This window comes from Streptomyces sp. BRA346 (genome assembly GCF_052851135.1).
Window position 1 is genome coordinate 433,378 of the sequence record NZ_JAIWIH010000002.1, and the last position, 23,787, is coordinate 457,164.

Below are 23,787 nucleotides of genomic sequence, written 5' to 3' on the forward strand. Positions count from 1 at the left end.
TCCGAGGCCCCCTGCCACAGCCCGGCCTCTGTCTCGTGGTCCGCAAGGACCGTCAACTCATACCATCGGTAACGGTATACCTCAGCTTTGGCCATGGCCGCGCCGATATTCCCGCATCCTGATCGGTCCCGAGCAGCGGGGCATCAGTTCCGGGCGACGGGGGCACACGGGCCGGGGGCCCCGCCGCCCGGAAGGGTCCTGACCGGACCGCGTCGGAACGGGCGGCCGCGTCAGAACGGGCGGTCCCCCTCGATGGCCACCCGCTCGGCCACCCGCGGGTGCGGTGCGTAGTCGTTCACCGCGTAGTGCTGGGTGGCGCGGTTGTCCCAGAACGCCACGTCACCCGGTTGCCACCGGAAGCGCACCTGGTACTCCGGAACCTGCGCCTGACGGCACAGATAGCTCAGCAGCCGGTCGCTCTCCTCCCGGTCCATGCCGGTGATCCGGGTGGTGAAGGAGGTGTTCACGAAGAGCAGCCGCCGCCCGGTCTCCGGATGGACGCGCACCACCGGGTGCTCGACAGGCGGGAACGCGTCCTGGAACGGGGCGAGCCGCTCGGGGCCGTAGAAGCGGGAGAAGCCGGGGATGAAGTCGTGCACGGCCGTGGCGCCGTCGATGCGGTCCCGCACCTCCCGGGGCAGGTTGTCGTACGCGGCGGCCATGTCCGCCCACATGGTGTCCCCGCCGACGGGCGGTACCTCGCGCAGCTGGAGCACGGCGCCGAGCGCGGGCCGCTCCCGGAACGTGACATCGGCGTGCCACACGTTCTCGAAGGTGGGGGTGGCGCCCGCGCTCTTGTCGAAGCGGACCACGTCCTGGCTCGAGCCGCTGGCGAGCAGGGGGTTGGTCTCCAGCTCTCCCCAGTTCCGGGCGAAGTCGCGCTGCTGGGCGGAGGTGAGGTGGGCGCCGCGGAAGAAGAGCACCTTCCACTCCAGCAGGGCGCGGTTCAGGTCCTCGCGCAGCCCCGGCGCCAGCGGCCGCGAGAGGTCGGCGCCGCGGATCTCGGCCCCGATGGTGCGCCCCAGGGGCGCCAGCTCGAAGCGCTCGTACGGGCGCTCCTGCCACCCCTCGGGCAACCGGCGCAGCGTGCGCGCCCCCTCGTACAGGCCGCCCGCGGGCACGCGCGCGTCGCGCAGCACCGGCGGGTTCGGCGGGGTGTCGATGACGGTCATGGCGTTCTCCTCATGCGTGACGCGGCGGCGGACGAGCCGCTGGAACGGATGGCAGAGATGCCCTCGCGCCGCGCAGGAGAGACCCGGCGGGATGCGGTGCGGATCATCGCGGACGTGCGCTCGGTGTGGTCAGCGGCGTCCGGAGGCGTCCGAAGCGTCAGTGCGAAGCGTCGATTCGGAGCGTCAGGAGGCGGGCCGGTCAGGGGCCGGGCGGCACGGGACGGCTGTCGCGAGGGCCGGGGAAGGGCGACTAGAGGCCCGAGCGCCCACAGCCGGTCCGATCCGGGGCGCGAAGGTGTCCCGTCGTGTCGAACCGGTTCCTGATCATGGCGTCAATTCTGGGATCCGCCGTTCCCTCTGTCAATGCCGTCTCACGTCCAGAGACGGCAGGGAATGGGTAAGGTGTGTCGTGTCCTTGAGCCTATTACGCAGTGGGGGGATCCGTGGACGCGGAAAAGGTGGACCGGGAGCTGGTGCGTGCGTGGGTCGACGGCTGGATCCTCTCCCGTCAGGCATCGCCGCCGGTCGAGGAGGAGTGGGGGTTCCGCTGCGACGTCGCGCTGCCCAAGCACGTCACCCGGCATGTACTGCCCGAGGCCGACGAGGCGTTGACCGTCAAGCTGATGGCGGCGTTCCCGGCGCCGGGCACCCAGCTCAAGGTGCTGCTGCCGCCGGAGACCGTGCGGCCCTGGCTGCTCCCGGGGTGGATCCTGGACGACCCCGGGTTCCTGATGACGGTCCCGCTGAAGCCGGCCCCCGCGCCGGTGCCCGACGGCTTCCGGCTGCGCACCTGGGCCCGGGGCGGTCTCGTCCGCGCGCTCGTCGTCGACGGCCGGGGGGTCTTCGCCGCCCGCGGGCAGATCGCGATCCCGCCGGGCGCCGACACCGCCGTCGTGGACCAGGTCGAGACCGCGGCCGACCAGCGCCGCAAGGGTCTGGGCGGTCTGGTCATGCGGACGTTGGCGAACGCGGCCGCCGAGGCGGGCGCGTCCACCGCGGTGCTCGGCGCCTCGACCGACGGCCGGGCGCTGTACACCGCGCTCGGCTGGCGCACCGCGTCCCCGCTGACCGGCATCCTCCACCGGCCGGACGCCGCCCCCGTGGTGTGACCGGCGGGCCTATGAGGACGTGGCCGGGTCGCCCAGCGCGCTGCGGGTGCGCTCGAGCAGGGCGGGGCAGGCGCGCGCGACCAGGGCGCGGCCGGCCGGTCCGCTGGGGCCGCCGGCGCGCCAGGCGAACACCAGCCGCCCGCGCATCGCGGGCCGGGTGATCCGGATCGTCCGCAGCCGGTCCGCCCGCGCCTCGGCGAACGAACCGGGCAGGATCGCCGCGCCCAGTCCCCGTTCGGCGAGCTGGGCCAGCACCTCCGGATCGCTCGCCTCGAAGGCGATGTGCGGCGCGAACCCGGCGGCCGCGCACGCCTCGTCGAGCCGGGTGCGCAGCCCCGTACCGGGCGGCAGGCTGATCAGGGCCCGCCCGCGCAGGGTGTCCAGCGAGACGGAGGAGTGGGCGGCCAGCTCGTGGTCGTGACCGACCGCCGCGACGATCGGCTGGTCGGTGAGCACCTGCATCTCGATCCCGGGCGGCGTCTCCCGGCCGACGCTGACGATCGCGGCGTCGAGCTGCCCCGTCCGCAACCCCTCCAGGAGCTGGTCCGAGGTGGCCTCGGACAAGGTGATCTCCACCGCCGGATGGGCGTCGTGGAACTCCGCCAGCAGGTCCGGCAGATCGGCGGTGTGCGAGGTCACCGTCCCCACGGCCACCTTCCCCCGGAGCAGCCCCGTCAGCTCGTCCACGGCCTGCCGCGCGCCCTCCGCCGCGGCGAGCGCCGCCCGTGCGTACGGCAGGACGGCCTCACCCGCCTCGGTCAGCCGCACCGAGCGGCCCGAGCGGTCCAGCAGCTCCTGGCCCAACTCCCGCTCCAGCCGCCGGACCTGGGCGCTCACCCCGGGCTGGGCCACGTGCTCCCGCTCCGCGGCCCGGGTGAAATTCCGCTCCTCGGCCACCGCCACGAAGTAGGCGAGTTGTCGCAGTTCCATAAGCATTCATTCTAGCTATCAGACTCACCATCTCTTGGACTTCTGATCCCGACGGCAGGAGAGTGAAGGCAGGACACGGAAGAGCAGGACACAGGAGGGGCCGACATGACCGGGACCACGCGCGAACGCGCCACCACCCCCGAGGACCTGACCCGGCTGTTCGTCGAGCGCGCCAACGCGGGCGACGCCGAGGGCATGGCCGAGCTGTACGCACCCGACGCGGTGCTCGCGTACCCGCCGGGATCCGCGACCGTCGGCCGGGAGGCCATCCGCGCCGTGTGCCAGGCCCTGCTGGACCACACGACGGAGCCCTTCCGGCAGGAGGAACCGCTTCCCACCGTCCGCTACGGCGACCTCGCCCTCACCTCGACCCCGTCCTCCGACAACACCGGCGGCCGGGTACAGGTGGTCCGCCGGGAGCCGGACGGCACCTGGCTGCGCGTCATCGACCGCCCCGAGGTCCGCCCCGCATCATGAGCGTCGTCATCGCCGGTGCGGGCATCGGCGGGCTGACCGCCGCGCTCAGCCTGCACGCCGCGGGCATCGAGGCCACCGTCGTCGAGAGCGCCCGGGAGATCCGTCCGCTCGGCGTGGGCATCAACCTGCTGCCCCACGCCGTACGCGAGCTGACCGAACTCGGCCTCGGCGACGGCCTCGCCGACCTCGGCGTGGCCACCGCCGAGAACGTCTACGCCGACCGCCACGGCCGCCGGATCTTCAGCGAACCGCGCGGCATGGCGCAGGGCTACCGCTGGCCGCAGTACTCGATCCACCGCGGGGAGCTGCAACTGCTGCTCCTCGCGGCGGTCCGGGAACGGCTGGGCCCCGGCGCCGTCCGCACCGGAGCCCGTGTGACGGGCTTCGCGCACGACCCCGAGGACGCGGACGGCGTCCGGGTGCGGGGGCTCGACCGCGCCACCGGCACGGTCGAGCATCAGGACGCCGAGGCGCTCATCGGCGCCGACGGGCTGCACTCGGCGGTACGCGCCGAACTCCACCCGGACGACGGGCCGTTGCTGTGGTCGGGCATCCGGATGTGGCGCGGTACGGCCAGGGCCGCGCCGTTCCTCACCGGCCGCTCGATGGCCATCGTGAGCGACGGGGACGCCGAGCTGATCGCGTACCCGATCGGCCGCGACCGCATCAACTGGGTGTGCCTGGTGCGGGTGGCGGAGCCGGGCCCGCTCACCGGGGACGCGGGCTGGAACCGCGCCGGGCGGGTGGCCGATGTGCTGCCGTACTACCGGGACTGGGCGCTCGGCTGGCTCGATGTGCCGGCCCTGCTGGCCGGCAGCGGGGAGATCCTGGAGTACCCGATGGTCGACCGGGACCCGCTGCCGTCGTGGGGGAGGGGCCGCGTCACCCTGCTCGGTGACGCCGCGCACCCGATGTACCCGGTGGGTGCCAACGGCGCGTCCCAGGCCGTCGTCGACGCCCGGGTCCTGGCGTACGAGCTGTCCGCGCCGGACGGGCTGCGGAGCGGACCGGCCCGCTACGAGGCCGCGCGCCGCGCCGCGACGGCGGCCGTCGTCCGGGCGAACCGGGCCATGCACCGGGACGGCGGGCGCGGCCCGCGGGAGCTGGCCCGGATCACCGACACCTATCGGCGCGCCACCGGAAGCGAGGTGGAGACGCTGAACACCCGCCCGTCCCTGACCCGCCGCTGAACACGGCGGTCCCGCCTCAGGCGCGCAGATAGGCGAGCACGGCCAGGACCCGCCGGTGGTCGTCGGGGGCGTCGGGCGGCAGGTCGAGCTTCAGCAGGATGCCCGCGATGTGCTTGGCCACGGCCGCCTCGGTGACGACGAGACGGCGGGCGGCCGCCGCGTCGGAACGGCCCTCCGCCGTCAGCGCCAGCACCTCGCGCTCCCGCGGGGTCGGCCGGGCCAGCGGATCGCGGCGGCGGGCGAGGAGGTGGCGCGTCCGGCTGCCCGGCCTGGAGCCGGCGGGCCGCCCGCAGACCCTCGTCCGTGAAGCCGGGCGGCATCCGCACATCGGCGATGACCAGGTCCGGCCGGTGCTCCCGGGCGGCCGCCAGCAGTCCCGGGCCGTCGCCGACGGCAGCCGGGACCCGGTGGCCGAAACGGCCCAGCAGATGGACCAGGCCCTCGCGCAGCAGGACGGCGTCCTCGGCGATCACGATACGGAGGGGCTGTCGCACGGACGGCACGGGATCTCCCCTCTCAGGAGGGTGGGCCCGCCGGGTGGGCTGGACAGCAGCATGCTGCCGTCCCGGTGGCGCTGGAGGTGGCCTGGCCGTGGGTGGCGGCCGCGGCCGGCGGATGTCTGCTGCTCGGGGTGGCGGCGGCGGTGCTCCCGGCCCGGGCGGGCTTGCGCGGACGTGCGCTGGCGGGCGGGTGAACTCGCCCTTAGCGTGGGAAAGGCAGCGAATTCCGGGTCGGTAGCGAATTCTGCGGACGGTTCGGTGCGGCGACGCGCGGACCGCGGGAGGTCCGGATGGGGTCCGTATCCTTCCTGCTCGTCGTAGTGATCATCACGGCGCTGGCCTTCGACTTCACCAACGGCTTCCATGACACGGCCAACTCCATGGCCACCTCCATCGCCACCGGGGCGCTGTCCCCGCGGGTCGCCGTCACCGTCGCCGGAGTGCTGAACCTGGCCGGGGCGTTCCTGTCCACCGAAGTGGCCAAGACGATCTCCAACGGCATCGTGGACGACGGCCGGGTCTCCCTGGCGATGATCTTCGCGGGGCTGGTCGGGGCGATCCTGTGGAATCTCATCACCTGGCTCGTCGGACTGCCCTCCAGCTCGTCGCACGCCCTCTTCGGTGGGCTGATCGGGGCGGTGTGGGTGGGGGCCGGGGGATCCGCTGTGCGGTTCGCCGAGATCTTCGAGAAGATCGTGATTCCGGCGGTCGCCTCCCCGCTGGTGGCCTGCGTGGTGGCCACGTTGGCCACGTATCTGGCGTACGTGATCACCCGCCGCGTGGCGGGCGGGGCGGTCCGCAAGGGGTTCCGCGCGGGCCAGGTCGGCTCGGCCTCCCTGGTGGCGCTGGCCCACGGCACCAATGACGCGCAGAAGACGATGGGCGTCATCACCCTGTCCCTCATCTCCGCCGGGGTGCTCGGCCATGGCACCGGGCCGCCGTGGTGGGTGGTGCTGAGCGCGGGTCTGGCGATCTCCCTGGGGACGTACGCCGGGGGGTGGCGGATCATCCGGACCATGGGCCGCGGGCTGACCGACATCCAGACCCCGCAGGGGTTCGCGGCCGAGACCAGCGCCACCGCGGTCATCCTGGCCTCGTCCCACATAGGCTTCGCGCTGTCCACCACCCAGGTCTGCACGGGCAGCATCCTGGGCGCCGGGCTCGGCCGCAAGCTGGCCCAGGTGCGCTGGGGGATCGCCGGGCGCATCGCGGTGTCCTGGCTGCTCACCCTGCCCGCGGCGGCGGCCGTGGGAGGCGTCGCGGCCTGGGTCGCCGACCGGGGCGACGCGGGCGTGGCCCTGGTGGCGAGCATCGCCGTGGTGGCGGCCGCGGGCTTCTACGCGCTGTCCCGGCGCCGCCCGGTGAACCCGGGCAACGTCAACGAGCTGCCCGCCGCCGAACGCCCGGAGCGCCCCGTGCGCCCGGCGGCGTGACCCCCGGACCCAGAAGACCGCGGGCGGAGGAGGCGGACGCGATGGACATCGAGTGGGGCACCCTCGGAGGGGTCTTCGGAGTCAGCCTGGGGATCACCGTCGTGGTGGTCGTGATGTTCTCGCTCGGCATCGCCGCCTGGGCCCGTGCCGCGGGCGAGCCGCACCGGGGACGTGCCCTGCCGGGGCGGGGCCGGGAGAAGTGGGCCGTGGCCGTCGCGGCGGTGTGCTTCGCCGCCTGCCTGGCGGTCGCCGGATACGGCATCGACCTGATCATCCCGGGATGACGGTCCCCCCGCCGCCCTGGGACCATGGGACTTCGCAGGAGCACCGCCGTGACCAGGGCGGTGCGCGTCCCCCGGGAGAACACCACGATGTCAGCCGGAGCCGAGGCCCCCATATCCGATGCGGCCCGACCCGATCTGCGGTCCGACTGCGGCAGCTGTTTCGGGCTGTGCTGCGTCGCCCTGCCCTTCGCGGCCTCGGCCGACTTCGCCGTCGACAAGCCCGCCGGGCGGCCCTGTCACAACCTGGAGGCCGACTTCCGCTGCGGCATCCACTCCCGGCTGCGCGACAAGGGCTTCGCTGGCTGCACCGTCTTCGACTGCTTCGGCGCCGGGCAGAAGGTCTCCCAAGGCACCTTCGAGGGCCGCGACTGGCGGGCGCACCCAGGGACCGCGTCGAGCATGTTCGCCGTGTTCCCCGTGATGCGGCAGCTCCATGAACTCCTCTGGTACCTCACCGAGGCCCTCGCGCTCCCCGCGGCCCGCCCCGTCCACGACGAGCTGCGCGAGGCGCTGCGTACCACCGAGCGGCTGACCCGGGGCAGCGCCGACGAACTCCTCGCGCTGGACGTGGCCGCCCACCGGGACGGCGTCAACGCGCTGCTGCTGCGTACGAGCGAACTGGCGCGGGCCGGGGTCCGGCCCAGGGGCCGGGGCAAGAAGAAGAACCACCGGGGAGCCGATCTCATCGGGGCCCGCCTCCGGGGCGCCGATCTGCGCGGCGCCAGCCTCCGCGGGGCCCTGCTCATCGCGGCCGACCTCACCGGCGCCGACCTGAGCGGCGCCGATCTGATCGGGGCCGACCTCCGCGACGTCTCCCTCGGCGGGGCCGATCTGACCGGTGCCCTCTTCCTCACCCAGGCCCAGCTGAACGCCGCCCGGGGTGACGCCGCCACCCGGCTCCCGTCCGCCCTCGCCCGCCCCGCGCACTGGTGAACCTGCACGTCGCCGGGCGCGGTGTGAAACGCTGGCTGCCATGTCCGAACCCGCCGACGCGCCCGTGATCCTCTGCGATGAGCCCGGATCGTTCGCCCGGAGTGTGCTGGCCGAGCGGCATCCGGCGCTCATCGAGAAGGTACGGGACGCCTTCCCGTACGACCCCGAACAGCACCGCGCGCTCGACGCCCTGCGCCACGACCACGCCGAGGGCGTCGTCACCCCGCTCGACCCTGGCGCGCACGACCACGACCGATGGCGGAGCTGGGGGCGGGAGTACTTCGGCCGCTCGTGGTTCGAGGTGCCCTTCCTCTGGATCGAGAGCTACTTCTACCGCCGCCTCCTGGGCGCCGTCGGCTACTTCGCCCCCGGCCCCTGGCAGGGCATCGACCCGTTCCGGCCCTTCAAACAGGCCGAGTTGGACACCCCCGAGACCGCCCGGGAACTGACCGCTCTCGACCACCTCCTGGACCGGCCCGCCGACGAGGCCGCGGACGCGCTGCTGCACGGCTCGCTCTGGGGCAACCGCGCGGACCTCGGCTTCCGCATCTCCTCCGGCGGTGCCGCGTCGTCGGACGCGGCACCGCTGGTGGCCGACGACTCGGACGTCCTGTGGCGGCTGCTGCCCGCCGGGGCACCGGCCACGCTGTGCCTGGTCGCCGACAACGCGGGTCGTGAACTCCTCCCCGACCTCGTCCTCATCGACCATCTGCTCCGCCACCGGCGCGCCGAGCGGGTCGTCCTCCAGGTGAAGCCGTATCCGTACTACGTGTCCGACGCCACCACCTCCGACGTCGTCGACTGTCTGCGCCACCTGGCGCGCGCCGAGGGCGCCGCGGGCGAGGCCGGGACGCGGCTGTGGGCGGCGATGGGGGAGGGGCGGCTCACCGTCCGGGCGCACGACTTCTTCTGCGCGCCGCTGCCGTACGCCGAGATGCCGGACGATCTGCGGCGGGAGTTCGCGGACGCCACGCTCACCGTGCTGAAGGGCGACCTGAACTACCGCCGCCTCGTCGGTGACCGGCTGTGGTCCCCGACCACGCCCTTCGCCGACCGCACCGCGTACTTCCCCGGGCCGGTGGCCGCGCTGCGCACCCTGAAGTCGGACGTCATCACCGGCCTCGACGCGGACACCGAGGCCGCGCTGGACGCGGAGGAGCGCCACTGGCGCACCAGTGGCACCCATGCGCTGATCCAGGTGCGGCGCTGACGATCCCCCGCTGACTTCTCCGGGGGCCCTCAGCTGCGCCCGGAGCCCCGGTACAGCTCCAGCTCGCCGTCGAGTTCGACGGCGAGGACGGTCGCGTGGCCGTCCAGATCGGCGGCCCCCGGCGGGTCGATCCACAGCACCCCCGGCACCTCGTGGAGACCACCGATGACCCGGTGCTCCAGCGGGGTGCCGGTGCCCAGCACCCGGACCCCGCGGACCGGGGTGCGCAGGCCCCGTACGCCGATGGGGCCGCGCGGGATGTCGAAGACCGTCAGATAGAGGGTGCGGCGGTCCGCCGCGAGCGTGCTGGGGCCGTAGTGGTGCCCGGCGGGCAGGCCCGCCACCGTGCCGTACACGGCCTCCGCGTGGCGGGCGATCCAGTCGCCCATGCCCTCCAGCCGCTCGATCTGCTCGGCCGGGATCGTGCCGTCCTCCTTCGGGCCCACCGACAGCAGCAGATTGCCACCGGCGCCGATGGTCTCGGTGAAGTAGCGGATCAGCTGCCCGGTCGACTTGTAGTTCTGGTCATGATGCCGGAAACCCCAGGAGTCGTTGAACGTCAGGCACAGCTCCCAGGGCCCGGTGGGCGGCTCGATCGGCACGCCCTGCTCCGGCGTCGCGTAGTCGCCCTCGCTGAGCATGCGCGCGTTCAGCACACAGTCCGGCACCTCCGCGCGGATCCGCGCGGCCAGCTCGCGGATCCGCCACTGCTCCTCGGTGCGCTCCCACTCGCCGTCGAACCAGAGCAGATCGGGGCGGAAGCGGGTGGTCAGCTCGTGCACCTGGGCGTCGCGGTAGGCGAGGTAGCGGGCCCAGGCGTCCAGGTCCGCCTCTTCCTCGGGGACCTCGGCGTACGGATTGTTCTCCTGCTCCGGTGGCCTGCCCGTGTAGCGGGTGGTGGCGTAGTCGGGGTGGTTCCAGTCGTTGTGCGCGTAGTACAGCCCGACCTTCAGCCCCTCCGCGCGCAGCGCGGCCACGTACGGGGCGACCAGGTCGCGGCCCGCCGGGGTGTGCCGGACGACGTTCAGCTCGCCCTCGGCGGTGTCCCACAGGGCGACGCCGTCGTGGTGGCGGCTGGTGAGCACCGCGTAGCGGGCCCCGGCGCGGGCGAACAGCCGTGCCCACGCGGCGGGGTCGTACGCCGAGGCGGTGAACCGGTCGAGCTGCGCCATGTACTGGTCGTGCGGGACGTCGCCCTCGAAGAACGACCACGACTCCTGCACACCGTCGACGGCGTAGATGCCCCAGTGGATGAAGATCCCGAACTTGGCGTCGGGGAACCAGGGTTGCATGGCCACGTCGCTCAGTTCCTGGTGAACCGGAGGGTGAGGATCTCGAAGGGGCGCAAGGACACGGTGACGCCGCCGTCCTCGTGCACGGTGACCGGCTGGGCGTCGGCGAGCGGCCGCTCCAGGAGGTCCACGACCGTGGCACCGGTGTGCGCGAACCCCGGGCGGAGGGTGGTGCGGGTGCGGCCGCCGAGCGATTCGTAGAGCCGCACCACGACATCGCCGGAGCGGTCGTCGGCCGGTTTGACCGCCTCGATCGCGGCGGCCGGGCCGTCCGTGGTGATCAGCGGGGCGGGGGCGGTGCGGGCGTCCGCCACCCGCAGGGGGAGGTTGAGCGCGTAGCCCTCGGCGATCGCGTCCTGCACGGTGGCGCCGGGGAGCAGCGCGTACGTGAAGCGGTGCCTGCCCTGGTCCGCCTCGGGGTCGGGGATGCGCGGGGCGCGCACCAGGCTGAGCCGCACCGTGGTCGTCGTGCCGCCGTCCTCGCGGGTGGTGCGGGACACGTCGTGCCCGTACGTCGCGTCGCCCAGGACCGCGACCCCGTAGCCGGGCTCGCCCACGTGCACCCACCGGTGGCCGTACACCTCGAACCGGGCCGCCTCCCAGCTGGTGTTGGTGTGGGTCGGGCGGTGGACGTGGCCGAACTGGATCTCGGCGGTGGAGCGGTCGGCGTGGATGTCGAAGGGGAAGGCCGCCTTGAGGAGCTTCTCGGACTCGTGCCAGTCGATGTCGGTCTCGATGTCGATACGGCGGCTGCCCGCCCGGACCGTGAGGGTCTGGACGATCCGCGAGCCCTTGCCGAAGGCCCGCTCGACGCGCAGCGCGCCGAGCAGCGGGCCCTTCTCCGCGACGGTGACCGACTCGGCGTCGAGGAGGTCGGTGTAGCGCTGCTGGTAGTGCTTGTCGACGTCCCAGGCGTCCCAGCAGTTGGGGAGGTCGGTGTGCAGCCGGAGCAGGTTCCCGGGGGCGTCCGGGGCGAAGACCTCGCGGTCGGCGGTGAGATCGCGCAGGGAGGCCAGCGTGCCGTCCTCGGCCAGTTCGAGGCGGACGAGGCCGTTGTCGAGCACCCGGTCGCCGACGACGACGGGCCCCGGGACCGAGCCCGTGGCCAGCGGAGCGCTGCCGGACTCGGGGACCTCGGTGGGGACGGCGACCCGGCCGTCGGAGAGCGGCTGCCCGTCGGCGGTGCCCGCGGGCACGGCGATGACCTCGGCGCGGGGGCGCGGGCTGGTGTTGTACACATGCGGGCGGGCGGGACCATCTCCCCCGCTCAGTGCGTCGAACGCCGAGGAGGTGATCTCCGTCAGCTCCGCCGCCACCCTCGCGTACTCCGCCTCCGCCTCCCGGTGCACCCAGGCGATGGACGAGCCCGGCAGGATGTCGTGGAACTGGTGCAGCAGCACCGTCTTCCACAGCCGGTCGAGCCGCTCGTACGGATACGCGTAACCGGGCGCCCGCAGCGCGGCCGCCGTCGCCCACAGCTCCGCCTCGCGCAGCAGGTGTTCGCTGCGCCGGTTGCCCTGCTTGGTGCGTGCCTGGGAGGTGTACGTGGCGCGGTGCAGCTCCAGATACAGCTCGCCGGACCACACGGGAGCGTCCGGATACTCGGCGCGCGCGGCCGCGAAGAAGTCGTCCGGGTGCTCGATGACGACCTTCGCCGAGCCCTCCAGATCGGCCAGCCGACGCGCCCGCTCCAGCATCTCGCGGGTGGGTCCGCCGCCCCCGTCGCCGTGCCCGAACGGCGCCAGCGAGCGCGTACCGCGCCCCTTGTCGGCGTAGTTGCGGACCGCGTGCGCCATCTCCTGGCCGGAGAACTCGGCGTTGTAGGTGTCCACCGGCGGGAAGTGGGTGAAGATCCGGGAGCCGTCGAGCCCCTCCCACCAGAAGGTGTGGTGGGGGAGCTTGTTGGTCTGGTTCCAGGAGAGCTTCTGGGTCAGGAACCACTCGTTTCCGGCGAGCCGCGCCAGCTGCGGGAAGCACGCGTTGTAGCCGAAGGAGTCCGGCAGCCACACGCCCTTGGTCTCGATGCCGAACTCGTCCAGGAAGAAGCGCTTGCCGTGCACGAGCTGGCGGGCCATGGCCTCGCCACCGGGCAGGTTGCCGTCCGCCTCGACCCACATGCCGCCGACCGGCGCCCACTGCCCGGCCCGTACCGCCTCCTGGATCCGCTCCCAGACCCGCGGATATCCCTCCTTCACCCAGGCGTACTGCTGCGCCTGGGAGCAGGCGAAGATGAACTCGGGGTACTCGGCGGCCAGCGCCGTGACATTGGAGAAGGTGCGCGAGGTCTTGCGCTTGGTCTCGCGGATCGGCCACAGCCACGCCGAGTCGATGTGGGCGTGGCCGACGGCCGACACGGTGTGGGCGGAGGCGTGCGCGGGGCGTTCCAGGACACCGCGCAGCGCGTCGCGCACGGCGGAGGCGGTGCCGGACACGTCCTCCAGGTCCAGCCGACCCAGCGCGCGGTCGATGGCGTGGGCGATCTCGTGGCGGCGCGGCTGGTGTTCGTCCAGCTCCAGCATCAGTTCGCGCAGGACCGCGAGGTCCAGGGCGAGGTGCCAGACGTCCTCGTCCAGCACCGCGAGGTCGGCGCGGGCGAAGGTGTACAGCGGGGCGCGGCCCGCGGTGCGCTTGTCGCCCAGCGGGGTCGGGGCGGCGAAGTCGTTCGCCAGGATGTCGGGGTTGGAGGCGGCCTCGATGAGGTACGCGATCTGTTCGCCGCCCTCGGCCGGATGGGCCACGGCCACGTACTGGTTCTGCGGATTGACGGCCTTCAGCGGGCTGCCGTCCAGGGTGTGGACCAGCGCCTCGGCCTGGTTGCCCGGCCAGTCGCCGACGAAGCCCAGATCGAAGACGGCCTCGACCCGCCGCCCCGCCCACGCGGCCGGCACCTCGCCCCGGACCCGGAACCAGGTGGTGCCCCACGGCGGCCCCCAGGGCGTGCCGATGGCGAACGGCTCGTACGGGGCGGCGGCGGCCTCGGCGAACGGCACCGGCTCGTCGGGCACCTGCCACGCCTCGATGGTCAGGGGCACCGACGCGGCGTACACGGCGGGCTGGATGCGCTGCGTCAGGACGCGCTGGACGCGCTCCTCGATACGGCGGCGTTCATCGTGCATGACGGGGGTTCCTACTTCCGGTTCAGATACGCGAGGCCGGGGTGCCCGCTCGCGTAGCCGTCGACGAGACGGCGGGCGACGGCCACCGAGTCCACGAGCGGATGGAGTGCGAACGCCTTGGCCGCGGTGGCGCGCGAACCGCTCTCGGCGGCGGCCATGACCTCGCGTTCGACGGCCTTGACGGCACACACCAGCCCGGTGGCGTGGTGGGGGAGGGGAGCGACGGACACGGGGCGGGCCCCGTTCGCGTCGACCAGGCAGGGCACCTCGATGACCGCGTCCGGGTCCAGCACGCCCAGGGTGGCGCCGTTGCGCACGTTGAGGATCAGCGTGGCGCGCTCGTCGCGGGCGATGGCGCGCATCAGGGCGAGCGCCACCTGCTCGTAGCCGCCGGACTCCCGGTCCTGGGTGTCGCGCTCACCGGCGCCCGCCGCCTCCCGGTTCTCGGCCATGTAGGTGGCCTCGCGCTCGGCGCGGATGTGGTCCCAGGTGGCCAGGGGCGGGGCGGCGGGGTCGCGCATCGCCGCGTAGAACACCGCCTGCTGGTCGCGGAGGAACGCCCCGCGGGTCTGCTCGGCCTCCCGGTGGGCGCGTACCGCCTCGCGGTTGAAGTAGTAGTAGTGCAGGTATTCGTTGGGGATCGCGCCGAGCGCGCGCAGCCACTCGCCGCCGAACAGCCTGCCCTCCTCGAACGCGTCGAGGGCGGTGTCGTCGGCCAGCAGCCGCGGCAGCTCGTCGCGCCCGTCGATCCGCAGGGCCCGCAGCCAGCCGAGGTGGTTCAGCCCGACGTAGTCGATCCACACCCGGTCCGGATCGGCTCCGAGGACGCGGGCGACGCGCCGTCCCAGCCCCACCGGGGTGTCGCAGATGCCCATGACCCGGTCGCCGAGGTGGCGGGACATGGCCTCGGTGACGAGCCCCGCCGGGTTGGTGAAGTTGATGACCCAGGCGTCGGGCGCGAGCCGGGCGATGCGCCGCGCGATCTCCGTGGCGACGGGTACGGTGCGCAGCCCGTACGCGATACCCCCGGCGCCGACCGTCTCCTGACCGAGGACGCCCTCGTCCAGGGCGATCCGCTCATCGGCCGCCCGGCCCTCGAGACCGCCGACGCGGATCGCGGAGAAGACGAAGGCGGCGCCGCGCAGCGCCTCGTCCAGGTCGGTGGTGACGGTGACGGTGGGGGCGTCCGGTATGCCGTCGGCCTGCTCGCCGAGCACCCGGGCGACGGCCGCGAGCCGGGACGGGTCCAGGTCGTGCAGGGTGACCTCGGTGACGCGGCCCTCCGCGTGATCGTCGAGCAGTGCCCCGTACACCAGCGGCACCCGGAATCCGCCGCCGCCGAGGATCGTGAGTTTCATATCCGCACCACTTCCACTCCGGCCTCCTCGAACGCGGCGCAGGCCGGCACGGTCGAGGGGGCATTGGTCACCACGACGTCGAGGTCGCCGGGGTCGCACACCTTGGCCACCCCGGTGCCCGGGAACTTGGCCGCGTCGGCGAGGAGCACCACCCGGTCACAGGCCGCGATCATGGCCCGCTTGACCGGGACCTCGACGACCGTGGTGTCCATGACCTGACCGCCGGGGCGGACGCCGCTGGTGCCCAGGAACAGCCAGTCGGCGTGCAGCTGGCGCAGGTTGTCCTCGGTGAGGAAGCCGACCAGCGAGCGGTACTCGCGCCGGAGCACCCCGCCGAGCAGCACCAGCTCGATGGCGCTGTCGTCGGCCAGCTCCTCGTAGACCACCAGATTGCTGGTGATCACGGTCAGTCTGCGGCCGTGCAGCTGCCGGGCGAGGCGGTAGGCGGTGGTGCCGATGTCCAGCAGCACGGTCTGCCCGTCCTCGACCAGCTCGGCGGCCCGGACCGCTATGGCGTCCTTGTCCGCCACCCGCACCTCGGCGACCTCGGCGAAGGGCTGATCGCCGCCCTCCACGACCGCGCCGCCGTGCACCCGGGTGAGCAGCCCCTCCTCCTCCAGTTTCAGCAGATCGCGGCGGATCGTCGCGGCGCTCACGTTCAGCTGGGCGGAGAGGTCCGCCACAGCGGCCGGTCCACCGGAACGCAGCGCTCGCAAGATCATCTGATGTCGTCGCTCAGCCAGCACGCCGTGCACAGTACTCGTCATTCTCAATCATTTCTATGCTTGCTTCTGCTCAACTATTGCTCTTTCTGATTGAGGAGCGCACGATTCCGTGCCATACCTTGTACATATGTGAAGGGCGGTGGGAGCGGTGCACCTCTCCCGGAGAGGGCTGCTGCGCGCGGGGCTGGCCACCACGGCGGTCGCGACGCTCGGTGGCACCACGGCGGGCTGCTCGGTACCGAGCGGTTCCACGGGCCGCGACATGACCCTCTGGTACTGGACCGGCGGGCTCAGCGACAAGGTCGTCGCCGACGCGAAGACGCGCTTCACGGACGTCTCGCTGAAGCCGGCCCAGATCGGCGGCTACTTCAAGTCCAAGCTGCTGACCACGATGGCCGGACGGTCCTACGTCCCCGACATCACCGGCCTCAAGGGCGAGGACATGGCCTCGTACCTCCCGAACGCCGGGCAGTTCGTCGATCTGCGCACCCTCGGCGCGGAGAAGCTCAAGGGCGAGTACCTGCCCTGGAAGTGGGCCGAGGGCTGCACCCCCGACGGCCGCATGGTCGGCTTCCCCATCGACACCGGCCCGGTCGCCCACTACTACCGGCCCGCCGTGTTCGACCGGGCCGGACTGCCCACGGAGCCCGCCGACGTCGCCAAGGAGATGAACACCTGGGACGCCTACCTCGCGGCGGGCGAACGGCTGAAGCGGAAGATCCGGGGCGCGTATCTCCTCATCGACGCGCTCACCGTCTACCAGTACATGCTCGCGCAGAGCACCGAACGGTACGTCGACAAGGAGGGGCACTTCATCGGCGACCACGAGCATGTGCGCCGCGCCTGGGACACCGCGATCGAGGCGTACCGGCGCGGGCTGTGCTCGAAGTACCAGTCCGGTACGCCGGACTCCAACGCGGCGATCGAGAAGGGCCTGCTGCCCAGCCAGCTCGGCGCCTCCTGGGCGGCCGGGGACCTCAAGCTGACCGTGCCGAAGACCAGCGGCACGTGGCGGGTGGCCGCCATGCCCGGCGGCGCCGCCAACAACGGCGGCTCCTTCCTCGCCATCACCAAGTCCTGCCGGGAACCCGAGCAGGCCTATCAGATCATCACCTGGCTGGTGAACCCCGCCAACCAGGCCCGCGGGTTCACGGACGCCACCCTCTTCCCGTCCACCCCCGCCTCGTACCGGCAGAAGGCGATGCGCGCGCCGGACCCGTTCTTCGGCGGCCAGGTCACCATCGACGTCTTCGGCCCGGCGGCCAAGGAGATCCCGGTCGCTTACCACAGCCCCTATGACTACACCCTGGACCAGGTCGTCTCCGACCAGCTGCGCGCGGTGAACGCGCTCGACAAGAACCCCGACCGGGCATGGAAGGACGCCATGAGCAAGTGCCGACGCATAGCGGAGCACATGGGGGTGCAGATATGACCGCCGTGCCCGGCCTCGGTGCCCCGCCCGCCGCCCAGAGCGGTACGAAGGCCGCCCTCGTGCGCCACAAGCCTCAGTCCATCCTCGGACACTGGCGGCTCTACCTCGCGATCTCCCCGTTCTACCTGCTCTTCCTCGGCTTCGGCCTCATCCCGGTGGGCTACTCCCTCTATCTCTCGTTCCACCGCTGGGACGGCCTGGGGGCGATGGAGTACGCCGGTCTTTCGCAGTACCGCTATCTGCTCGGCGACGCCCAGTTCTGGCACTCCCTCACCAACACCCTGATCATCTGGGCCATGGCCACCCTGCCGATGCTCTTCATCGCCCTGGTGACCGCGGTGATGCTCAACTCGGCGGTGCGCTTCAAGCAGTTCTACCGGGTCGCCTACTTCCTGCCGAACGTCACCTCCGTCGTCGCCGTCGCGATCATCTTCTCCTCGGTGTTCTCCACCAACTTCGGCCTCGCCAACGCCGTGTTGCAGGGCCTCGGACTGGACCAGGTGGCCTGGCTGAACTCCGCGTGGGGCATCAAGATCGCCATCGCCGTGCTGATGACCTGGCAGTGGACCGGCTACAACGCGCTGATCTTCCTCGCCGGGCTCCAGACCATCCCCGGCGAGCTGTACGAGGCCGCCCGCGTGGACGGGGCGGGACCGGTGCAGACCTTCTTCCGGATCACCGTGCCGATGATGCGGCCGATCATCCTCTTCGCCCTCATCGTCTCGACCGTGACCGGTCTCCAGAGCTTCACCGAACCCCAGGTGCTGCTCTCCAACACCAACAACACCTCGACCTTCGCGGGCGGCCCCGGCAACTCCGGCCAGACGATGGTCCTCTACTTCTTCCAGCAGAGCTTCGACAACAACGACTTCGGCTACGGCGCCGCGATCGCCTGGGCCATCTTCCTCGTCGTCGCGCTCTTCTCGATCATCAACTGGCGCCTGGTGCAGCGCAAGGACAACGCGTAGGGAGACCGTCGTGCAGAGTATAAAAGGCGTGAAGGGCATGAAGGGCACACGCGCCCGAGGGCTGACCCTCCACCTCTCGCTCATCGCCGGAGTGCTGGTCTCGCTCTTCCCCTTCTACTGGACCATCGTCATGTCGACCCGCACGTCGACCGAGATCTTCTCCTTCCCGCCGAAGCTGCTGCCCGGCTCGCACTTCCTGGAGAACGTCCGCCATCTCTTCCAGAACATCGCCTTCTTCGGCTCGATGGCCAACACCCTGATCGTCGCGGTCTCCGTGACCTTCCTGGTGCTCTTCTTCGACTCGCTCGCGGCCTTCGTCTTCGCCAAGTACGAATTCCCCGGCCGCAGGCTGCTGTTCGTCCTGATGATGGGCATCTTCATGGTGCCCGCCCAGCTCCAGGCCATCCCGCAGTTCGTCATCATGGCGAAGCTGGGCTGGATCGGCTCCCTCACCGCCCTGGTCGTCCCCGCGGCGGCCAACGCCTTCGGCATCTTCTGGATGCGCCAGTACATGAAGGGCGCCATCCACGACGAGCTGATGGACTCCTCCCGGCTCGACGGCTGCGGCTTCCTGCGGCAGTACTGGCACGTGGCGCTGCCCGTGGTCCGGCCGGGCCTCGCCTTCCTCGGCATCTTCACCTTCATGGGCCAGTGGAACGACTACGCCTGGCCGTTGATCGCACTGATCAACCCCGACCATGTGACGCTCCAGGTCGCGCTGTCCCAGCTCAACAGCGTCCACGGCACCACCGACTACGGCATGGTGATGGCCGGGGCACTGCTCGCGCTGCTCCCCCTGCTCGTGGTGTTCTTCATCGGCGCCCGGCAGATCATGGCGGACCTCGGCAAGGGCGCGATCCGCTGATGTCCGTACCCCCCTCCCCGTGGGGAGAGCTGCGGCCGTGGGAGTCCCCCGAGCTGACCTCCTGGCGCCGGCTGCCGATGCACGCGGTCGACCGCAGGCCGGGCAGCCTCTCCCTGGACGGCCCGTGGCGCTTCCAGCTGCTGCCCGGCCCCGAAGCTCCGCTTGGTGACACCTGGACCCGGCTGGAGGCCCCCGGCCCCTGGACCACCCAGGACACCGGCGACATCCCGCGGTACACCAACTGGCGGATGCCATGGCCGGAATACCCGCCGCACTCGCCCGCCGACAACCCCACCGGAGTGCATGAGCGGGAGTTCCACATCCCCGCCGCATGGGCGGGCCGCCGTATCGTCCTCCAGGTGGGCGCCGCGGAGAGCGTGCTGCTCGCCGAGGTGGGCGGCCGACCGGTGGGCGTCGGCAAGGACTCCCACCTCGCGAGCGAGTTCGACATCAGCCACGCGGTACGCCCCGGGGCGGCCGACACCCTGCGGCTGACCGTGGTGAAGTGGTCCGACGCCTCGCACATCGAGGACCAGGACCAGTGGTGGCACGGCGGCATCACCCGGCCGGTCCTCGTCTACGCCACCGATCCGCTGCACCTGGCCGATGTGCGGGTCACCGCCCCGGCGGACGGGCGGCTGCGGGTCGACGTCCAGGTGCGCTCGGCGGACGGCGCCCTGCCCGCCGGATGGCGGGTCTCGGCCCACCTCGACGGGGTCGGGGAGCTGGCCGTGGACGAGGAGTACGCCGCGCGGTGCGCCGAGGAGGGGCGGGTGTCGGACTTCCTCGGCGAGGCCCGGCTGCGGGCCTCCGTGCCCGGGGTCCGCACCTGGTCCGCCGAGACGCCCGAGCTGTACGGGCTCACCGTGACGCTGCACCGCCCCGACGGGTCGACCGCCGACACCTCGCGCCACCGCGTGGGGTTCCGCACCGTCGCGATCGTGGGCCGGGACCTGCTGGTCAACGGCGAGCGGGTGTTCATCCGGGGCGTCAACCGGCACGATTTCCACCCGCTCACCGGGCGCACGGTCACGCCCGCGGAGATGCGCGCCGACCTGGAGACCATCAAGCGCCACGGCTTCAACGCCGTCCGCACCTCGCACTACCCCAACGACCCCGCGCTCCTCGACCTCGCCGATGAACTCGGCCTCTACCTGGTGGACGAGGCGGACATCGAGAGCCATGACCACGCCCATGAGATCGCCGACGATCCGCGGTACCTGGCCGCCTTCACCGACCGGGTCGCGCGCATGGTGCTCCGGGACAAGAACCACCCGAGCGTCATCATCTGGTCGCTGGGCAACGAGAGCGACTACGGCGCCAACCACGACGCGGCCGCCGGGTGGCTGCGCCGCTACGACCCGACCCGTCCGCTCCAGTACGAGGGCGCGGCCAAGACCGGCTGGGCCCGGGCGGATGTCGCCTCCGACATCGTCTGCCCGATGTACGCCTCGCTGGACGAGATCACCGCGCACGCCACCTCCGGCGAGCAGACCAAACCGCTCATCCTGTGCGAGTACTCGCACGCCATGGGCAACAGCAACGGCACCCTCGCCGACCATTGGGCCGCCATCGAGGCCACCCCGGGCCTCCAGGGCGGCTTCATCTGGGAGTTCTGGGACCACGGACTGCTCCAGCGCACCACCGGCCTGACCGCGGGCCGCCCGGCGGGCCGCGGCGGCGAGGGCGCGTACGCCCACGGGGTGGCCGCCGAGGGCTACCGCTGGGCGTACGGCGGCGACTTCGGCGACACCCCGAACGACGGCGCGTTCTGCGCGGACGGGCTGGTCTTCCCCGACCGCACCCCGAAACCCGCCCTGTACGAACACCGCGAACTCGCGGCGCCCCTGCGGCTGTCGCGCGAGCCGGACGGCTCGGTGCACCTGACCAACGCGCAGCACTTCCGCGATCTGACCTGGCTGAGCGCCGAGTGGCTGCTGTCCCTGGAGGACGCGGGCACCCGCACCGCCCCGGCGGAGCTGCCCGCCGCGCTCCCGCCCGGGGCGTCTGCGCGCCTCGCCCCGCCCCCCGAGCTGGTGGACCGGCTGCCCGCGGACGGCGGCGAGGCATGGCTCACGCTGCGGGTCACCACCCGCGGCGACGAGCCCTGGGCGCCGCGCGGCACCGAGGTGTGCACCCCGCAGATCCGCCTCCGCGAGCGGCCCGCTCCGAAGCCCGTGACCGCGTCCGGCCCGGCCGTTTCCCTCGATGCGGACGGCCTGTTGCGCCACCCGCTACTGACGTCCCCGCCCGTGCTCAGCCTGTGGCGCGCGCCCACCGACAACGATCTGCTGGGCGGCGCCGCCGACCACTGGCACACCCTGGGCCTCGACCGGCTGGAACGGAAACCCGGCTCGGTCGACCGCGACGGCGCCCGGACCCTGGTGCGCAGCGCGTATACGACCGCCGCGGGCACCGTCGAACACCTCCAGGTCTTCACCGCGCTGCCCGACGGCGGCCTGCTGGTGGAGGAGACGGCGGACCTTCCCGAGGGGCTGACCGACGCCGCGCGCGTGGGCACGGTCTTCGAAACGGTGTGCGGCCTCGACCACATGGAGTGGTACGGCCAGGGCCCCTGGGAGACGTACCCGGACCGGTGCGCCGGCGGGCCGGTCGGACACCACAGCGTCCGGGTGGACCGGCTGTTCACCCCGTACCTCCGGCCGCAGGAGAGCGGGGGACGGCACGGGGTGCGCCGCTTCTCGCTGCTGTCGGCGGACGCGGGCGGCGGGCTGACGGTACGGCTGGACGCGCCGCGGCAGGTGTCGGTCACCCGCCACCGTGCGGTCGATCTGGCCGCCGCCACCCACCACGACGAACTGGTGCCCCGACCGCGGTGCGTGGTGCACCTCGACGCCGCGCACCGCGGTCTGGGCACGGCGTCCTGCGGTCCGGACACCCTGCCCCGCTACCGGCTGGGGGCGGGGACGTACCGCTGGTCATGGAGCCTCCACCGGACGTGAAAAGGCCCGTCAGGACTTGACGCTTCCGGCCGTGAGCCCGCCCACGATGAACCGCTGGAGCATCGCGAAGACACACACCACCGGCACGCTGACGATCGTGGCGGCCGCCATCAGCGGCCCCCACGCGGTGCCGGTCTGGCCGACGAACGTGTTGAGCAGCACGGTCACCGGCTGGACCTCGGGGTCGCTGTTCACCGTGATGCCGAACACGAACTCGCCCCAGCCGAGCAGGAAGGAGAAGGCGCCGACCGCGATCAGCCCCGGCCGCATCACCGGCAGCACGATCCGCCACAGCACCCCCGGGAGGCCGCAGCCGTCCACCAGCGCCGCCTCCTCGATCTCGGCGGGCATGGCGCGCACCAGCGGCCGCAGCACGATCACCGCGAAGGGCAGGGTGAGGGTGCTGTCCGCGATCACCAGGCCCAGCAGGGTGTTGTTCAGTCCGGCGTCGCGGAGCACGATGAACAGCGGGGCGGCCAGCACGATGCTCGGCAGCAGCTGCGCCACCAGCAGCGACAGCACCATCGCCGCCGAGCCGCGCATCCGGATGCGGGCCACGGCGTAGGTGAGCGGCACGGCGAGCACCAGGGTCAGCGCCACCACGCCCAGCGAGATGGCGACGCTGTTGAGCAGCGCCTGCCCGAGCATCGGCTTGTCCAGCGCCCGTGCGTAGCTCTCGCCGCTCGGCGGGGTGGGAAACCACTGCGGCGGCGAGCTGAGCACCTCGTCGGGACGCTTCAGCGAGGTGGCGATCATCCAGTACAGCGGCAGCAGGAAGAAGGCGGTGATGACGCCCGCGACCAGGGTGAGCAGCCAGGGGCGGCGGGGGCGGGTCATGCGGCGGCTCCTTCCTTGCGCAGCCTGCGTACGTACAGCACGGCCACCACCAGCGGTACGAGCAGCAGCAGGGTGCCCGCCGCCGCGCCCCGGCCGAGCTGGAAGAGCAGAAACGCCGACTGGTAGACGTAGAGGGGGAGGACGGTCGTGGAGTCGACGGGGCCGCCCCCGGTCAGCACGAAGACCAGGTCGAAGACCTTGAAGGTGTACACCAAGCCGAGCAGCAGCACCGCCGCCGCCACCGGCCGCATCAGCGGCAGCGTCACATGGCGCAGCCGCTGCCAGGGACCGGCGCCGTCGATGGCCGCCGCCTCGTAGAGGGTGGGGTCGATGGACTGGAGCCCGACCAGGAGCAGCAGCATGTTGAAGGGCACGCCCACCCACACATTGGCGGCGATGACACCGGGCAGCGCGGTGTCCGGATCGGTCAGCCAGTTGTGCGCCAGCGCGTCCAGCCCGACGGTGTGCAGCAGTTCGTTGTACGCGCCCGAGTCGGCGTCCAGCATCCAGCGGAACAGGGTGCCGCTGACGATGGGCGGCAGCAGCCACGCCACCAGCATCAGCCCCCGGAACAGCCCGGCCAGCGGGAACTGCCGTACGAACAGCAGCGCCAGCGCGAAGCCGATGGTGAACTGGAAGACCAGCGAACCGGCCGTGAACAGCAGGGAGATCCGGGCGGCGTGCCAGAAGGCGCCCTCGGAGACCACCGCGTCGTAGTTGTCGGCGCCGTTGAACGCCCAGTCGCCGGTGACCAGATCGCCGATCTCGACCTGATGGACCGAGGTCCAGAGGTTGTAGAGGAGCGGGAACAGCATGGTCGCGCCGAGGAAGAGCAGCGCGGGCGCCGACATGCCGTATCCGGCCCGGGTGCGGCGCGTGGCGAGGGAGCCGCCACGGCGCCGCCCGCCGCCCGCCGCCGGGCCGCCGGTGAACACCACCGGCTCCCGGACCTTCACGTGTGCGCTGTGCGTGGTGGGGGTCGTCATCGCGGCC

General features: G+C 72.3%; 20 protein-coding genes and 1 pseudogene. 12 read left to right on the forward strand and 9 right to left on the reverse strand.

The annotated features are described in order from the left end of the window. Window positions 1–230: 230 nt before the first annotated feature. Window positions 231–1,172, reverse strand: a complete 942-nt coding sequence (locus LCH29_RS03580) for a TauD/TfdA dioxygenase family protein (protein ID WP_446460200.1) — start codon at window positions 1,170–1,172, stop codon at window positions 231–233. 443 nt (window positions 1,173–1,615) lie between these two features. On the opposite strand from LCH29_RS03580, the gene LCH29_RS03585 reads away from it, so the two are divergent. After that, window positions 1,616–2,281, forward strand: a complete 666-nt coding sequence (locus tag LCH29_RS03585; RefSeq protein WP_446460201.1) for a GNAT family N-acetyltransferase — start codon at window positions 1,616–1,618, stop codon at window positions 2,279–2,281. A gap of 9 nt (window positions 2,282–2,290) precedes the next feature. On the opposite strand, the gene LCH29_RS03590 is transcribed toward LCH29_RS03585, so the two are convergent. Then, window positions 2,291–3,211 (reverse strand): LysR family transcriptional regulator, encoded by a 921-nt coding sequence (locus LCH29_RS03590; protein WP_446460202.1) that lies wholly within the window; start codon window positions 3,209–3,211, stop codon window positions 2,291–2,293. Window positions 3,212–3,316: 105 nt separating this feature from the next. On the opposite strand from LCH29_RS03590, the gene LCH29_RS03595 reads away from it, so the two are divergent. Both LCH29_RS03595 and LCH29_RS03600 read left to right on the forward strand, forming a co-directional pair. After that, window positions 3,317–3,688, forward strand: coding sequence for a YybH family protein (locus LCH29_RS03595; RefSeq protein WP_123105956.1), 372 nt, complete (start codon window positions 3,317–3,319; stop codon window positions 3,686–3,688). Then, on the forward strand, window positions 3,685–4,878 hold the full coding sequence (locus tag LCH29_RS03600) for a flavin-dependent oxidoreductase (RefSeq protein WP_446460203.1): 1,194 nt from the start codon (window positions 3,685–3,687) through the stop codon (window positions 4,876–4,878). Before LCH29_RS03595 ends, LCH29_RS03600 begins: the two co-directional genes overlap by 4 nt. A 16-nt stretch (window positions 4,879–4,894) precedes the next feature. Here LCH29_RS03600 and LCH29_RS03605 read toward each other — a convergent pair. Continuing rightward, window positions 4,895–5,351: pseudogene (locus tag LCH29_RS03605) on the reverse strand (response regulator transcription factor). A gap of 95 nt (window positions 5,352–5,446) precedes the next feature. On the opposite strand from LCH29_RS03605, the gene LCH29_RS03610 reads away from it, so the two are divergent. The 5 genes from LCH29_RS03610 to LCH29_RS03630 all read left to right on the forward strand — a co-directional run bounded on the left by LCH29_RS03610 (window position 5,447) and on the right by LCH29_RS03630 (window position 9,238). Next, window positions 5,447–5,572, forward strand: a complete 126-nt coding sequence (locus LCH29_RS03610) for a hypothetical protein (RefSeq protein WP_446460204.1) — start codon at window positions 5,447–5,449, stop codon at window positions 5,570–5,572. A gap of 96 nt (window positions 5,573–5,668) precedes the next feature. Further along, window positions 5,669–6,811, forward strand: coding sequence for an anion permease (locus LCH29_RS03615; RefSeq protein ID WP_446460205.1), 1,143 nt, complete (start codon window positions 5,669–5,671; stop codon window positions 6,809–6,811). A 41-nt stretch (window positions 6,812–6,852) separates the two neighbouring features. Then, the gene (locus LCH29_RS03620; RefSeq protein ID WP_446460206.1) at window positions 6,853–7,095 is read left to right on the forward strand and encodes a hypothetical protein; all 243 of its coding nucleotides are present in this window, start codon (window positions 6,853–6,855) and stop codon (window positions 7,093–7,095) included. An 87-nt stretch (window positions 7,096–7,182) separates the two neighbouring features. After that, a complete protein-coding gene (locus LCH29_RS03625) occupies window positions 7,183–8,028 on the forward strand; it encodes a pentapeptide repeat-containing protein (protein WP_446460286.1) in 846 nt (281 codons plus the stop codon). Window positions 8,029–8,068: 40 nt separating this feature from the next. After that, the gene (locus LCH29_RS03630) at window positions 8,069–9,238 is read left to right on the forward strand and encodes a damage-control phosphatase ARMT1 family protein (protein WP_446460207.1); all 1,170 of its coding nucleotides are present in this window, start codon (window positions 8,069–8,071) and stop codon (window positions 9,236–9,238) included. Between the two features lie 29 nt (window positions 9,239–9,267). Here LCH29_RS03630 and LCH29_RS03635 read toward each other — a convergent pair whose 3' ends face one another. The 4 genes from LCH29_RS03635 to LCH29_RS03650 are packed head-to-tail and all read right to left on the reverse strand — an operon-like array spanning window position 9,268 to window position 15,750. Beyond that, the gene (locus LCH29_RS03635; RefSeq protein WP_446460208.1) at window positions 9,268–10,536 is read right to left on the reverse strand and encodes an alpha-L-fucosidase; all 1,269 of its coding nucleotides are present in this window, start codon (window positions 10,534–10,536) and stop codon (window positions 9,268–9,270) included. 5 nt (window positions 10,537–10,541) lie between these two features. After that, window positions 10,542–13,646 carry an alpha-mannosidase gene (locus LCH29_RS03640; RefSeq protein WP_446460209.1) on the reverse strand — a complete coding sequence of 1,035 codons (3,105 nt, stop codon included), beginning with the start codon at window positions 13,644–13,646 and terminating at the stop codon, window positions 10,542–10,544. A gap of 11 nt (window positions 13,647–13,657) precedes the next feature. After that, window positions 13,658–15,004, reverse strand: a complete 1,347-nt coding sequence (locus LCH29_RS03645; RefSeq protein WP_446460210.1) for a 6-phospho-beta-glucosidase — start codon at window positions 15,002–15,004, stop codon at window positions 13,658–13,660. Beyond that, window positions 15,001–15,750, reverse strand: a complete 750-nt coding sequence (locus LCH29_RS03650; RefSeq protein WP_446460287.1) for a DeoR/GlpR family DNA-binding transcription regulator — start codon at window positions 15,748–15,750, stop codon at window positions 15,001–15,003. The genes LCH29_RS03645 and LCH29_RS03650 overlap by 4 nt, the downstream gene beginning before the upstream one ends. Window positions 15,751–15,877: 127 nt before the next feature. Between LCH29_RS03650 and LCH29_RS03655 the strand changes: the two genes are divergently transcribed. From LCH29_RS03655 to LCH29_RS03670, 4 genes are read left to right on the forward strand one after another with little or no spacing between them, the layout of a single operon-like run. Then, the gene (locus LCH29_RS03655; protein WP_446460288.1) at window positions 15,878–17,161 is read left to right on the forward strand and encodes an ABC transporter substrate-binding protein; all 1,284 of its coding nucleotides are present in this window, start codon (window positions 15,878–15,880) and stop codon (window positions 17,159–17,161) included. Beyond that, the gene (locus tag LCH29_RS03660) at window positions 17,158–18,129 is read left to right on the forward strand and encodes a carbohydrate ABC transporter permease (RefSeq protein WP_446460211.1); all 972 of its coding nucleotides are present in this window, start codon (window positions 17,158–17,160) and stop codon (window positions 18,127–18,129) included. Before LCH29_RS03655 ends, LCH29_RS03660 begins: the two co-directional genes overlap by 4 nt. A 37-nt stretch (window positions 18,130–18,166) precedes the next feature. Continuing rightward, window positions 18,167–18,994 carry a carbohydrate ABC transporter permease gene (locus tag LCH29_RS03665; RefSeq protein WP_446460289.1) on the forward strand — a complete coding sequence of 276 codons (828 nt, stop codon included), beginning with the start codon at window positions 18,167–18,169 and terminating at the stop codon, window positions 18,992–18,994. Next, entirely contained in the window at window positions 18,994–21,957 is a 2,964-nt protein-coding gene (locus LCH29_RS03670) for a glycoside hydrolase family 2 TIM barrel-domain containing protein (protein WP_446460212.1), read from the forward strand. Before LCH29_RS03665 ends, LCH29_RS03670 begins: the two co-directional genes overlap by 1 nt. Before the next feature lie 9 nt (window positions 21,958–21,966). Here the strand turns inward: LCH29_RS03670 and LCH29_RS03675 are convergent, their stop codons facing one another. After that, complete coding sequence (locus LCH29_RS03675) at window positions 21,967–22,794, reverse strand: carbohydrate ABC transporter permease (RefSeq protein WP_446460213.1); 828 nt, start codon at window positions 22,792–22,794, stop codon at window positions 21,967–21,969. Then, window positions 22,791–23,780, reverse strand: coding sequence for a carbohydrate ABC transporter permease (locus tag LCH29_RS03680; RefSeq protein ID WP_446460214.1), 990 nt, complete (start codon window positions 23,778–23,780; stop codon window positions 22,791–22,793). The genes LCH29_RS03675 and LCH29_RS03680 overlap by 4 nt, the downstream gene beginning before the upstream one ends. Window positions 23,781–23,787: the final 7 nt, after the last annotated feature.

Bases quoted from the DNA above. Each gene is read 5' to 3' on its own strand.
- LCH29_RS03580 (WP_446460200.1), bottom strand. From the start codon at position 1,172: ATGACCGTCATCGACACCCCGCCGAACCCGCCGGTGCTGCGCGACGCG.
- LCH29_RS03590 (WP_446460202.1), bottom strand. From the start codon at position 3,211: ATGGAACTGCGACAACTCGCCTACTTCGTGGCGGTGGCCGAGGAGCGG.
- LCH29_RS03595 (WP_123105956.1), top strand. From the start codon at position 3,317: ATGACCGGGACCACGCGCGAACGCGCCACCACCCCCGAGGACCTGACC.
- LCH29_RS03600 (WP_446460203.1), top strand. From the start codon at position 3,685: ATGAGCGTCGTCATCGCCGGTGCGGGCATCGGCGGGCTGACCGCCGCG.
- LCH29_RS03615 (WP_446460205.1), top strand. From the start codon at position 5,669: ATGGGGTCCGTATCCTTCCTGCTCGTCGTAGTGATCATCACGGCGCTG.
- LCH29_RS03620 (WP_446460206.1), top strand. From the start codon at position 6,853: ATGGACATCGAGTGGGGCACCCTCGGAGGGGTCTTCGGAGTCAGCCTG.
- LCH29_RS03625 (WP_446460286.1), top strand. From the start codon at position 7,183: ATGTCAGCCGGAGCCGAGGCCCCCATATCCGATGCGGCCCGACCCGAT.
- LCH29_RS03630 (WP_446460207.1), top strand. From the start codon at position 8,069: ATGTCCGAACCCGCCGACGCGCCCGTGATCCTCTGCGATGAGCCCGGA.
- LCH29_RS03640 (WP_446460209.1), bottom strand. From the start codon at position 13,646: ATGCACGATGAACGCCGCCGTATCGAGGAGCGCGTCCAGCGCGTCCTG.
- LCH29_RS03645 (WP_446460210.1), bottom strand. From the start codon at position 15,004: ATGAAACTCACGATCCTCGGCGGCGGCGGATTCCGGGTGCCGCTGGTG.
- LCH29_RS03660 (WP_446460211.1), top strand. From the start codon at position 17,158: ATGACCGCCGTGCCCGGCCTCGGTGCCCCGCCCGCCGCCCAGAGCGGT.
- LCH29_RS03665 (WP_446460289.1), top strand. From the start codon at position 18,167: ATGAAGGGCACACGCGCCCGAGGGCTGACCCTCCACCTCTCGCTCATC.
- LCH29_RS03670 (WP_446460212.1), top strand. From the start codon at position 18,994: ATGTCCGTACCCCCCTCCCCGTGGGGAGAGCTGCGGCCGTGGGAGTCC.
- LCH29_RS03675 (WP_446460213.1), bottom strand. From the start codon at position 22,794: ATGACCCGCCCCCGCCGCCCCTGGCTGCTCACCCTGGTCGCGGGCGTC.
- LCH29_RS03680 (WP_446460214.1), bottom strand. From the start codon at position 23,780: ATGACGACCCCCACCACGCACAGCGCACACGTGAAGGTCCGGGAGCCG.